Source organism: Brevundimonas sp., assembly GCF_035561115.1.
In the GTDB taxonomy this organism is placed as follows: domain Bacteria; phylum Pseudomonadota; class Alphaproteobacteria; order Caulobacterales; family Caulobacteraceae; genus Brevundimonas.
The window spans coordinates 1-11,655 of the sequence record NZ_DATMYH010000010.1 but is presented as its reverse complement, the minus strand read 5'-3'; the positions used below and the strand labels follow the sequence as shown (position 1 = coordinate 11,655).

Annotated in this window: 11 protein-coding genes; 7 read left to right on the top strand and 4 right to left on the bottom strand. The window is 67.8% G+C overall.

Annotated elements, in window-relative coordinates:
• The gene (locus VN378_RS01005; protein WP_325740110.1) at positions 1 to 918 is read right to left on the bottom strand and encodes a retropepsin-like aspartic protease; all 918 of its coding nucleotides are present in this window, start codon (positions 916 to 918) and stop codon (positions 1 to 3) included.
• A 110-nt stretch (positions 919 to 1,028) separates the two neighbouring features.
• Here VN378_RS01005 and VN378_RS01000 point away from each other — a divergent pair, with 110 nt between their 5' ends.
• From VN378_RS01000 to VN378_RS00980, 5 genes are all read left to right on the top strand, one after another.
• A complete protein-coding gene (locus VN378_RS01000) occupies positions 1,029 to 2,114 on the top strand; it encodes a GTP-binding protein (RefSeq protein ID WP_325740108.1) in 1,086 nt (361 codons plus the stop codon).
• Positions 2,115 to 2,258: 144 nt separating this feature from the next.
• On the top strand, positions 2,259 to 3,224 hold the full coding sequence (locus VN378_RS00995; RefSeq protein ID WP_325740106.1) for a WD40 repeat domain-containing protein: 966 nt from the start codon (positions 2,259 to 2,261) through the stop codon (positions 3,222 to 3,224).
• 41 nt (positions 3,225 to 3,265) lie between these two features.
• Entirely contained in the window at positions 3,266 to 3,976 is a 711-nt protein-coding gene (mtgA, locus tag VN378_RS00990; protein WP_325740104.1) for a monofunctional biosynthetic peptidoglycan transglycosylase, read from the top strand.
• A gap of 81 nt (positions 3,977 to 4,057) precedes the next feature.
• Entirely contained in the window at positions 4,058 to 5,959 is a 1,902-nt protein-coding gene (locus VN378_RS00985; protein WP_325740102.1) for a M2 family metallopeptidase, read from the top strand.
• Between the two features lie 122 nt (positions 5,960 to 6,081).
• Positions 6,082 to 7,959 (top strand): ubiquitin-activating E1 FCCH domain-containing protein, encoded by a 1,878-nt coding sequence (locus VN378_RS00980; RefSeq protein WP_325740100.1) that lies wholly within the window; start codon positions 6,082 to 6,084, stop codon positions 7,957 to 7,959.
• Between the two features lie 42 nt (positions 7,960 to 8,001).
• Here the strand turns inward: VN378_RS00980 and VN378_RS00975 are convergent, their stop codons facing one another.
• Positions 8,002 to 8,913, bottom strand: a complete 912-nt coding sequence (locus tag VN378_RS00975) for an isopenicillin N synthase family dioxygenase (protein ID WP_325740177.1) — start codon at positions 8,911 to 8,913, stop codon at positions 8,002 to 8,004.
• Between the two features lie 222 nt (positions 8,914 to 9,135).
• Here VN378_RS00975 and VN378_RS00970 point away from each other — a divergent pair, with 222 nt between their 5' ends.
• Positions 9,136 to 9,810 (top strand): OmpA family protein, encoded by a 675-nt coding sequence (locus tag VN378_RS00970; RefSeq protein WP_325740098.1) that lies wholly within the window; start codon positions 9,136 to 9,138, stop codon positions 9,808 to 9,810.
• A 130-nt stretch (positions 9,811 to 9,940) separates the two neighbouring features.
• The gene (locus VN378_RS00965; RefSeq protein WP_325740096.1) at positions 9,941 to 10,117 is read left to right on the top strand and encodes a hypothetical protein; all 177 of its coding nucleotides are present in this window, start codon (positions 9,941 to 9,943) and stop codon (positions 10,115 to 10,117) included.
• Here the strand turns inward: VN378_RS00965 and VN378_RS00960 are convergent.
• Both VN378_RS00960 and VN378_RS00955 read right to left on the bottom strand, forming a co-directional pair.
• Positions 10,114 to 11,418 carry a UDP-glucose/GDP-mannose dehydrogenase family protein gene (locus tag VN378_RS00960; RefSeq protein WP_325740094.1) on the bottom strand — a complete coding sequence of 435 codons (1,305 nt, stop codon included), beginning with the start codon at positions 11,416 to 11,418 and terminating at the stop codon, positions 10,114 to 10,116. The genes VN378_RS00965 and VN378_RS00960 overlap by 4 nt on opposite strands.
• 137 nt (positions 11,419 to 11,555) lie before the next feature.
• On the bottom strand, positions 11,556 to 11,655 hold a 100-nt coding region (locus VN378_RS00955), incomplete at its 5' end, for a hypothetical protein (protein WP_325740175.1).

The window sequence follows — 11,655 nt, the reverse complement described above, 5'->3', positions numbered from 1 at the left end:
TCAGTCAGCGGGTGGCAGAATCAGCCGATGGCCGGGATAGTCGATCACCACCGTCCCCCGCGACCAGAACAGGGCGTTGCCGACAAAGCCCACCGCCTCGGGACGCGCGAAATAGCCCTGCTGCGGCTGGACGATAAGGCGCGGCGCGTCCCAGGCCAGCGGGCCGATCTCAAGCCGCTCGCCGAGATGGACCGGCAGGCTGAGAGACCCGCCCGTTCCGCTGCCGCCCAGGGTGGCGATCGGGGCCGTCTCCGGCCGCTCGCCGCGCACCTGCGCCCACTGGCCCTGGCTCAGGTTGATCCAGACGTGAGGATCCTCGAACAGCCCCGCTCCGGAATCATAGCGCAGCGGCAAGGCGTGGCCGTCGATAACTGCGTCCAGCCGCAATATGCCGTTGTCGTCGTGCGTGGCCACGACGCGCCCGCAGCCGGCCGCCCGCAGGGCCGCCTCCGACGGCGCCGCCACGGCGATCCGGCCGCCGGCGAAATCGAGGGTGACCACCAGTCCGGACAGGGCGTCCGAGCCCAGGATTCCCACGGCCGGTTCGCCGCCCGGGCCTTGCAGTCCGCTGAGGTCCGAGGTCGTCGGTTCTATGACCGGCAATGTCAGCCCGCCCAGCCTGAGGTTCTCCACCCGCGTGCCGCCCGCCTCGATCACCCCGGCCGAGCCCTCGACCTGGCTCCGGTCCAGCACCGGCAGGCCGGCCCGGGCGGCGAACGCCGCATCCAGCGCCGAACGGTTCGCCCCGGTGTCCAGCAGCAGCCACACCGGCTCGCCCGTCTCCCCGATACGCGCCCGGACGAAGCCGACGTGGGCGGCGTAGCCCGACTCGACCGCATTGGCGTTCCTGAGCGTGTCGAAGGCGGCGTCGCAGCCGGGGTCGGCAGCGAGCAGGGACAGGGCGAGGCTGATCAGCATGGCGGCTCCTTTCGAAAGCCGGGACTCCAGCCACGCTTCCGTCCTTCTGCAAGTTAAGTCTCTTTCATCTCGCGCCCGGGCTGACTATCTCAGCCGCCGAAAGGCCTTCCATGACAGACAAGATTCCCGTCACCGTGCTCACCGGCTATCTCGGCGCCGGCAAGACCACCCTGCTGAACCGCATCCTCACCGAGGACCACGGCAAGCGCTACGCCGTCATCGTCAACGAGTTCGGCGAGATCGGCATCGACAACGACCTGGTCGTCGGCGCCGACGAGGACGTGTTCGAGATGAACAACGGCTGCGTCTGCTGCACCGTGCGCGGCGACCTGATCCGCGTCGTCGCCGGCCTGATGAAGCGCCAGCGCCCGGGCAAGCCGGCGTTCGACGCCATCATCGTCGAGACCACGGGCCTCGCCGACCCCGGACCGGTGGCCCAGACCTTCTTCGTCGACGAGGACGTCAAGGCCAAGACCCAGCTGGACAGCGTCACCGCCCTGGTCGACGCCAAACACGTCATGGCCCGGCTGGACGATTCGAAGGAGGCGCGCGAGCAGGTCGCCTTCGCCGACCGCATCATCCTCAACAAGACGGACCTGGTCACCGAGGCCGAGCTGGTCGAGGTCGAGGCGCGGCTGCGCCGGCTCAATCCGCTGGCCCCCATCACCCGCGCCGAGCGCGCCAATGTGCCGCTGGACCAGGTGCTGGGCCTCGGCGGCTTCGACCTGGGCCGGATACTCGACATCAATCCCGAGTTCGCCAACCCCGGCCACGGAGAGGCGGGCCACGTTCACGACGAACACTGCGGTCACGACCACCACGACCACGATCACGCGCATCACGGCCACGACCATGCCCACGGCGCCCAATCTTCGGGAGCGAGGGGCCACGCGCACGAGGACGACATCAAGGGGATTTCCCTGTCGCTGGAACGGCCGATGGACGGGACGAAATTCACCGCCTGGCTCGACCGGCTGCTGGGCGAGCAGGGGCAGAACATCCTGCGCGCCAAGGGCATCATCGACGTCAACGGCGAGGACCGCCGTCTGGTCTTCCAGGCCGTGCACATGATCCTGGAGGGCGACCTGCAAAAGCCGTGGGGCGCCAACGAGCGCCGCTGGTCCCGCGCCGTCTTCATCGGCCGCGATCTGGACGAGGCTGCGCTGAAGGCCGGATTCGAGGCCTGCGCGGCCTGAAATCCGTGCATCCCCGCGAAGGCGGGGACCCAGCGCTTTCGTGAGGCAGGGTGCGCGGGATCGATTTCAATACGGACTCGGTGATACCGGTCGCCCACAGAACTGGGTCCCCGCCTTCGCGGGGATGAGCGGAATATAGAGTTGATGCCCACCTTCACCTTCGACGCCCAGATCACCGCCGCCGTCTTCGACAACACCGGGGCCATCTTCGCCCTCGGCGACGGCTCCGTCCGGTTCGAGGGCGGCGAGTTCAGCGCCGCCCATGACGGCGCCATCCTGTGCGCCGTGGCCCACCCGTCCGGCGACGGCGTGCTCACGGGCGGCGACGACGGCCGCCTGATCTGGCACCGCCGCGGCGAGGCCGGCGTCCTGGCCACGGCCAAGGGCCAGTGGATCGACGCCGTCGACGCCTCGGCGGAAAGCGGCCTGATCGCCTTTTCGGCCGGCAGGACCCTGACGGTCATCGACGCGAAGGACGCCGCCTTCCGCCGCGACTTCCAGCATGAACGCACCGTCTCGGGCGTCGCCTTCGAGCCGAAAGGCCGACGTATCGCTGCGTCGACCTATGGCGGCGCGGCCCTGTGGTTCGCCCGCATCGCCCAGCAGAAGCCGACCTTTCTCAAATGGGCCGGCTCGCATACGGCCGTGACCTTCTCGCCCGACGGCGCCTTCGTGGTCACCGCCATGCAGGACGCCCAGTTGCACGGCTGGCGGCTGAAGGATCAGAAAAACCTGCGCATGGGCGGCTATCCGTCCAAGGTCCGGGCCATGAGCTTCCTGTCCAACGGCCAGCTGCTGGCCACCTCGGGCGCCCAGGGCGCGGTGCTGTGGCCCTTCGTCGGCGCCAACGGCCCGATGGGCCGCGAAGCCACCGAGATCGGCTTCGACGAAGGCAGTCTGGTCGCGCTGGTCGCGTCACAGCCGAAGCACGGCCTGCTGGCCGCGGGCCTGAACGACGGCCGGGTCTGGCTGGCCGATCCGGCCGGTCAGGGCCTGAACTTCCTCAAGGCCGAGCGGGGCGCGCCGATCACCGCCCTGGCCATGAGCGCCGACGCCACGCGGGTGGCCTGGGCCGACGAGGACGGACAGGCGGGGGTCTCGACTCTCTGATCGCGCTTGCCCGCCATCGCCTCCCGCGCCACCATCCGTCCATGTCGGGGCTGGCCAAGACCGTGAAGAAGGGCCGGCCTCTGCTGACCCTGTTCCTGCTGTTGCTCCTGCTAGGCTCCAGCGGCCTGGTGCTGCAGCGGTTCATTCCCATCCCCGCCACCTTCCTGATGACCACCCGTCTGATCGAGGGCGAGGGCCGGGATTATCGCTGGCGATCGCTGGACGACATCTCTCCCCGGCTGGTGCAGGCCGTGATCGCGTCCGAGGACGCCACCTTCTGCGCGCACCGCGGCTTCGACATGAAGGCGATCGAAAGGGCGCTGAAGGCCAACGCCCGGTCGGAGAAGCGGGGCGGCGCCCGCATCCGCGGCGGCTCGACCATCAGCCAGCAGACCGCCAAGAACGCCTTCCTGTGGCCGGGCCGCGACTGGATCCGCAAGGGGCTGGAGGCCGGCTACACGGTCGCCATCGAGACCGTCTGGGGCAAGCGCCGGATCATGGAGGTCTATCTGAACGTCGCCGAATGGGCCCCCGGCGTCTACGGCGCCGAGGCGGCGGCGCAGCACTGGTTCGGCAAGTCGGCGGACGATCTCACCGCCCGCGAGGCCGCGCGCCTGGCCGCCATCCTGCCGAGTCCCCGTCGCTACAGCGCGGCCAGCCCCGGCCCCTACGTGCGCCGCCGCACTTCGCGCATCCAGGCGGCCATGGGCACGGTCCGCAATGACGGTCTGGCGTCCTGCGTCCTGGGCTGACGGCGAGGCTTGACGCCACGGCTCCGCTCCCTTCACCTGCCGCCCGAACGACGCGGACGAAACCGCGCCCGGAGGAAGCTCATGAAACGCACCCTGATGACCGCCGCCGCCGTCTGCGCCCTTGCGATCGGGAGCGCCGGTTGCGTCACGGTTCTGGACGGCGAGTGGAGCTCGGGAGACGAGGCGCGGCTCGACGCGATGGAAGAGGCCGCGGCTGCTATGCCTGCCGCTGATGACGAACAGCAGCCCGCCACAGCCGAAGGCGCGACCGCCTTCGTCGCCGACGCCGAGACCCGCCTCGCCGCCCTCAGCGAAGAGGCCGCCCGCATCCAGTGGACGCGCGCCACCAACATCACCCACGACACCATGTGGCTCGAGAGCAAGATCAACGCCGAATACACCGAGCTTCAGGTCGAACTGGCCAACGGCGCGGCCCGCTTCAACGACGTCCAGGTCCCTGAAGACGTCCGCCGCAAGCTGAACCTGCTGCGTCTGGGCATCGTCCTGCCGGCCCCGAACCGCCCCGGCGCCGCCGGCGAACTGGCCGACATCACCACCCGCCTGGACTCGACCTATTCGGTCGGCAAGTTCGAGTTCAAGGGCCGCCAGATCACCCTCGACGAGGCCGAGGTCCTGCTGGCCGAAAGCCGTGACCCGGCCGAGACCAGGGCCCTGTACGAAGGCTGGCGCACCATTTCGCCGGTCATGGCCCCCGACTACGCCCGCATGGTGGAGATCGCCAACGAGGGCGCGCGCGAGCTGGGCTTCGCCGACACCGGGGCCATGTGGCGCGCCGGATACGACATGGAGCCGGACGCCTTCGCCGCCGAGACCGATCGGCTGTGGACCCAGGTCAAGCCATTCTACGAGAACCTGCACTGCTATGTGCGCGGCCAGCTGAACGCGAAATACGGCGACGCGGTCCAGCCAGACAGCGGGCCTATCCGCGCCGATCTGCTGGGCAATATGTGGTCGCAGCAATGGGGCAATATCTATGACGTGGTCGCCCCGGCCCAGGGCGGCGCGTCCAGCTACGACCTGACCGAGCGGCTGGTCGCCTCGAACTATGACGCGAAAAAAATGGTCGAGACCGGCGAGGGATTCTACGTCTCCATGGGTCTGCCCGAGCTGCCGGAGACCTTCTGGGAGCGGTCGATGATCACCCGGCCGCGCGACCGCGAGGTGGTCTGCCACGCCTCGGCCTGGGACCTGGACAACGCCGACGACATCCGCATCAAGATGTGCACCCAGGTGAACGGCGACGACTTCTACACGGTCCATCACGAGCTGGGGCACAACTACTACCAGCGCGCCTACAAGGATCAGCCCTTCCTGTTCAAGAACGGCGCGAACGACGGCTTCCACGAGGCGATCGGCGACTTCGTCGGCCTCTCGGCCCTGACTCCCACCTATCTGAACCAGATCGGCCTGCTGCAGACCGTGCCCGGCGAGGAGGAGGACATCCCCTTCCTGCTCAAGATGGCGCTCGACAAGATCGCCTTCCTGCCCTTCGGCCTCATGGTCGACCGCTGGCGCTGGGGCGTTTTCAACGGCGAGACCGGGCCGGCGGAATACAACGACGCATGGTCGGCCAACATGTTGAAATATCAGGGCCTGGTTCCGCCCGGACCACGTCCCGCCAACGCCTTCGACCCCGGCGCGAAATATCATATCCCCGGCAACACGCCGTACACCCGCTACTTCCTGGCCCACATCTACCAGTTCCAGTTCCACCGGGCCGCCTGCAAGCAGGCCGGATGGACCGGACCGCTGCATCGCTGCTCGATCTACGGCAATGCGGCGGTCGGCGAGCGTTTCAACGCCATGATGGAGATGGGACAGTCGCGCCCCTGGCCCGAGGCCATGCAGGCCTTCACGGGCGAAACGGGCAATGACGCCTCGGCCGTGGCGGACTATTTCGCCCCGTTGAACGCGTGGCTGACCGCCCGGAACCGCGGCAAGGACTGCGGTTGGGAGGCCTGACCGGTTCGCTGACCCGCGGTTTCGTTAACCGTCGGCGTTGGACCTTCTCTTAACCGGCCTGGTTCATCTTTCGCCGGATGAGCGTGGGCGACTTTCGCCCGCGGCCAGCGGCGGATGCGGCGATGGGGCTGAAAACCTGGATGAACGGCGCGGGCCGCAGCCTGCGCGCCTTCGCCCGCCGCCTGGGCGACGACGCGCGCGGCAACGTCGCCATGCTGTTCGGCCTCAGCCTGCCGGTGCTGATCCTGATGACGGTCGGCGGGGTGGACATCCACCGCGCCTCGACCGTGCGGGTGAACCTGCAGGACGCCCTCGACGCCGCGGCCCTCGCCGCCGCCCGCTCGCCCTATACGGCCAATACTGACCTTCAACGGGTCGGCCTTGCTTCCCTGCGGGCCAACCTCAAGGCCTATCCGAACATCACCCTGCGTGAGGCGGACACCAGCTTCGTGCTGACCGACGACGTCGTGATCGCCAATTCCAAGGTCGATGTGAAGACCCTCGTCGCCAACATCTTCCTGCCGCCGTACGGCAAGTTCATGGACGATTATCTGCCGGTGGGCGCCCATTCCGAGGTCAACCGGTCGTCCCGAAACATCGAGGTGGCCCTGGTTCTGGACGTCACCGGCTCCATGGCGGGGCAGCGCATTATCGACCTCAGGACCGCAGCCAAGGAACTGGTCGATGTCGTCGTCCAGCCGATCCAGACCCCCTACTACTCCAGGCTGGCGCTGGTGCCCTATTCGATGGGCGTCAACCTCGGATCCCGCGCCGACACGGTGCGCGGCGCGCCGATCGGCTCGACCGCGATCTCCGGCGCGGTCATCAATCTGACCGGAACGGAGATGTCGATCACCGGCGCGACCAACGGCTCGCCGATCGTGATCACCTCGACCGGCCACGGCTTCGTCAACGACGACATCGTCTGGATCACCGGCGCGACGGGCATGACCCAGCTCAACAACAAGGCCTTCCGGGTCAGGAACAAGACCAACGACACGTTCCAGCTCTACACCGTCGGCGGGTCCCAGGTGAACGGCTGGTGGTACGGGGGCTATACCGGCAACGCCAAGGTGCGGAAGTGCCAGAACAACGACTGCTCGATCACCATCACCTCAAACGGTCATGGGATGGTCAATAACGACTACGTCCACATCACCGGCGTCGGCGGGATGACCCAGATCAACAACGGGACCTTCCTCGTCGGCAACGTCACCACCAACACCTTCACCATCGATCCGAACGCCACCGCCCTGACCCCCTACACCTCGGGCGGTTCGGCCTGGTGCGCCCAGCAGGGCTGCACCTGGTACGCCTTCGAGAACATGTATGGCGATCTCCAGACCCACCGGATCAGCGACTGTGTGACGGAGCGCACCGGAGCGCAGGCCTATACCGACGCCGCCCCCTCCGGCGGGGCCCGGGTCGGACGCAACTACCCCGGCGCGTCCAATCCCTGCCTCAATGCCCCCATCCAGCCCCTGTCCAGCAACAAGTCCGCGCTGAAGACCAGCATCGACAGCTATGCCGTCGAAGGATCGACCGCCGGCCAGATCGGCATCGGCTGGGGCTGGTACATGCTGTCCCCCAACTTCAACTCCCTGTGGCCCTCGAACGGCGCGGCGGCCTACAACACCGCCCAAACCCTGAAGGCCGTGATCATCATGACCGACGGGGAGTTCAACACTCCGTACTGCTCGGGCGTGATCTCGCGCGACGCAGGCTCGGGCTCGGGGAGCAACTCCGAGAAGATCGATTGCGCGGCCGACAACGGCGATCCGTTCGCCCAGGGCATTGCGATGTGCACGGCGATGAAGAACCAGGGGGTGCTGGTCTACACCGTCGGCTTCCAGATCACCGCGGGCGGCAACGCCGCCAACATGCTGCAGAGCTGCGCCTCGACGCCGGCGAACTTCTATCTGCCGGCCAGCGGCGGCGCCCTGTCGGAGGCCTTCGCCGCCATCGGCCGGGACATCACCCAGCTACGAATCTCGAAGTAGCACAGGCGGTGCGGCGTCATCGACGCCGCACCCGCGCTTCGCTCAGATCAGCCGGATTTCCCTCAACCGTTCGGTCAGGAAATCCTCGGCCATGATCGCCTTGCCGGCGTAGCGGTCGGGATTCTCCGGACTGACCATGCCGGGCAAGGTCTCGATCACGAAGTCCGGGTTGAAATGCAGGAAGAAGGGCGTGGAATAGCGGGCGAAGCTGGCCCGCTCCGGCGCTGGATTGATCACCCGGTGGCTGGTCGACGGCAGGACATGGTTGGTCAGCCGCTGCAGCATGTCGCCGATATTGACCACCAGCGCCCCCGGCGGCGGCGCGATGTCCAGCCATTCGCCGTCGGCGTCCTTCAGTTGCAGGCCGGCCTCCTCGGCCCCCAGCAACAGGGTGATGACATTGATGTCCTCATGCGCCCCGGCCCGCACGCCCGACGCCCCGGCCGGCACAGGCGGATAGTGCAGCATCCGCAGGATGCTGTTGCCCATATCGACCTTGTCCTCAAAGAAGTCGTCGCCCAGCTTCAGGTAGCGGGCGATAGCGCGCAGGATTTTCGCCCCCAGGGCGTCCATTGCCGTGAACATGCCGTACAGATGCGACCGGAAACCCTCGACCTCGGTCGGCCAGACGTTGTCGCGCATGTATTTACGATACGGATGGCCCTCCGGCAGCTCGCGCCCGACGTGCCAGAATTCCTTCAGATCGACCGTCGCCGCGCCCTTGGCCGCCTCGACGCCGAACGGGGTCAGGCCGCGCGCCCCGCCCGTGCCCGGCTGGTGGTATTTGCGCTTGGTTTCCTCGGGCAGGGCGAAAAAGGCCTTGGTGTCGGCGACGGCCGCCTCGATAACCCCTTCGTCCAGGCCATGGTCGGCGATGACGGCGAAGCCATAGCGTTTGAACGACGTCCCCAGCCTGTCCGCAAACGCCTGGAAGTCGGCGTCGTACAGCTTCATCGACACCGGCTCGATGGCGCGCCTGGCGGTCGGGGCGGTTTCGGGGGTCAGGGTCGCGCTCACGGCAGGGCCTCACTGGATCGGTGTGTCGGTTCCTTACGCCCTAACCCGCGGCCTTGGCAAAGCCGGGGCGTGCGACGTTCATCCGCCGTACAGGTCGGAACCTTCACCGTAAGCCGACGTTTCGGCGGCAGACCGATTTCACGACAAAGGACACTTCCCATGCGCAGCAAGCTTCTCCTCACCGGCGCCAGCATCGCCATCCTGCTGGGCGGCGCCGCCTGCACCACCACCGATCCCTACAGCTCGGCTCCCCGGCGCAACAACACCGCCACTGGCGCGATCGCCGGCGCCCTGGGAGGCGCGGTGCTGGGTTATCTGACCAACACCTCCAACTCCGAGCAAGGCCGCAAGAACGCCCTGATCGGCGCCGGCATCGGCGCTCTCGGCGGCGCCGCGGTCGGCGCCTATATGGACCGCCAGCAGCGCGAGCTTGAGGCCGAACTGTCCGGCTCGGGCGTCGGCGTCGCGCGTCAGGGCGACAATCTGGTCCTGCGCATGCCGTCGGATGTCACCTTCGCCTCCAACCAGTCGAGCATCACCCCGCGCTTCAACGCCACGCTGGATGACGTCGCGGCGGTGCTGAACCGTTACGACCAGTCGATCATCGATATCGTCGGCCATGCCGACTCCGACGGCGCCGACGACTACAACCTGAACCTCTCGCGCCAGCGCGCCTCGTCGGTGGCCCAGGCCCTCGTCAGCCGCAACGTCCTGGCCGACCGGCTGTACGTCGACGGCCGCGGGGAAAGCGCTCCGATCGCCTCGAACGCCACGGCCGAAGGCAAGGCGCAGAACCGCCGGGTCGAGATTCTGATCCGCCCGTTCCGCGGCTAGCGATAGCGCATCCCGGAACCAGGGGACGGGGCCCCGGCGCCGTCCCTTTTTTCGGGGCACACCGTTCCGTGACTTGCGGAGGGGCACGCGAGATGCTCGATACGATCCGCACTCGCTGCGGGGGAATCGCTTGCGCCCGAACCATCAGGAATTCGCCGACGGCGTGAAGCTGGCCGCCATCGCCGCGGTCTCGGCGGTGCTGACGGCGACCGTGGTCATCGGCGCCGGCCGCACCCTGGCGCCCCGGACCGAGGCTGCGGCGGCGGAACCACCCGTCCTCACCCGTGTCGGCTTTCGCCAGGATTAGGCCCGCCCGATCGAGGCGTAGCGGAACCCGCGGGCGCGCATATCCTCGGGCCGGTAGATGTTCCTCAGATCGACCATCACCGGTTCGCGCAACAGCAGCCTGACCCGGTCCAGATCCAGGGCGCGGAACTGGTCCCACTCGGTCAGGATGACGACCGCGTGCGCGCCCTCCACGGCCTCGTAGGGGCCCTCCTTGAACACCACGCCGTCCAGCAGTCTGGCGGCCTCGTGCATGCCTTCGGGGTCGAAAGCCTGGACCGTCGCGCCCATGGCGATCAGGGCGGGGGCGACGTCCAGGGACGGCGCGTCGCGCATGTCGTCGGTGTTCGGCTTGAAGGTCAGGCCCAGCAAGGCCACCGTCTTGCCCTTCAGGTCGCCGCCCATCGCGGCCGCCACCCTGCCGGCCATGGCCTTCTTGCGCGCGTCATTGATCTGGACCGTCGTCTCGATCAGCCGGACCGGGGCGCCGGCGTCGATCGCCGTCCGCACCAGGGCCAGGGTGTCCTTGGGAAAGCAGGATCCGCCGTAGCCGGGCCCTGCGTGGAGGAATTTGGCGCCGATCCGCTTGTCCAGGCCGATGCCGCGCGCGACCTGCTGCACGTCGGCCCCCACCGCCTCGCACAGATCCGCCATCTCGTTGATGAAGGTGATCTTCATCGCCAGGAAGGCGTTCGCCGCATATTTGATCAGTTCGGACGTGCGCCGCCCGGTGAACAGGATCGGCGTCTCGTTGAGGTTCAGCGGGCGGTACAGTTCGCGCATCACCGCCTGGGCGCGCTCGTCGTCCGTTCCGACCACGACCCGGTCCGGCCGTTTGAAGTCCTCGATGGCGGCGCCTTCGCGCAGGAACTCCGGATTCGACACGACCGCAAAGTCAGCGTCGGGCCGACGCTCGCGAATGATGCGTTCGATCTCGTCGCCCGTCCCCACCGGCACGGTGGATTTGGTCACCACCACGGTGAAGCCTTCGATCAGGCCGGCGATCTCCTCGGCGGCGGCGTAGACATAGGAAAGATCCGCGTGACCGTCGCCGCGTCGCGACGGCGTTCCCACCGCGATGAAGACCGCGTCCGCCGCGCAGATCGCCGCCGCGCCGTCCAGCGCGAACGACAGCCGCCCGCCGCGCACATTGGCCTCGACCAGATCGTCCAGGCCCGGTTCGAAGATGGGGATCTCGCCGCGTTCCAGCCGTCCGATCTTGGACGGGTCCTTGTCGACGCAGACGACCTCATGGCCGAAGTCTGCGAAACAGGCTCCTGAGACCAGCCCCACATAGCCGGTACCGATCATCGCCACGCGCATCGAAGCTCATCCCGTTGAAACAGTCGTCGGGATAGCGAGCAGCCGGCGTTTTGGCCACCCTCAGCCCCCAAGCAAAAACCGCCGGCCCTCTTTCGAGGACCGGCGGCTTTGTTGTCTGGCCGATCGGCCTTCCGTGTTTAGCGGAAGTTGATGCCGATGGTGGCGCGACGGTTGAGGGGCTCGCGCACGCCGTCGGCGGTCGGGCGGGCCAGGGCGGTTTCACCCTTGCCGTCCAGC

Excerpts from the sequence above, each read along its gene's own strand:
- VN378_RS01005 (WP_325740110.1), bottom strand. The coding sequence starts at position 918 with ATGCTGATCAGCCTCGCCCTGTCCCTGCTCGCTGCCGACCCCGGCTGC.
- VN378_RS01000 (WP_325740108.1), top strand. The coding sequence starts at position 1,029 with ATGACAGACAAGATTCCCGTCACCGTGCTCACCGGCTATCTCGGCGCC.
- VN378_RS00995 (WP_325740106.1), top strand. The coding sequence starts at position 2,259 with ATGCCCACCTTCACCTTCGACGCCCAGATCACCGCCGCCGTCTTCGAC.
- mtgA (WP_325740104.1), top strand. The coding sequence starts at position 3,266 with ATGTCGGGGCTGGCCAAGACCGTGAAGAAGGGCCGGCCTCTGCTGACC.
- VN378_RS00985 (WP_325740102.1), top strand. The coding sequence starts at position 4,058 with ATGAAACGCACCCTGATGACCGCCGCCGCCGTCTGCGCCCTTGCGATC.
- VN378_RS00980 (WP_325740100.1), top strand. The coding sequence starts at position 6,082 with ATGGGGCTGAAAACCTGGATGAACGGCGCGGGCCGCAGCCTGCGCGCC.
- VN378_RS00975 (WP_325740177.1), bottom strand. The coding sequence starts at position 8,913 with ATGAAGCTGTACGACGCCGACTTCCAGGCGTTTGCGGACAGGCTGGGG.
- VN378_RS00970 (WP_325740098.1), top strand. The coding sequence starts at position 9,136 with ATGCGCAGCAAGCTTCTCCTCACCGGCGCCAGCATCGCCATCCTGCTG.
- VN378_RS00960 (WP_325740094.1), bottom strand. The coding sequence starts at position 11,418 with ATGCGCGTGGCGATGATCGGTACCGGCTATGTGGGGCTGGTCTCAGGA.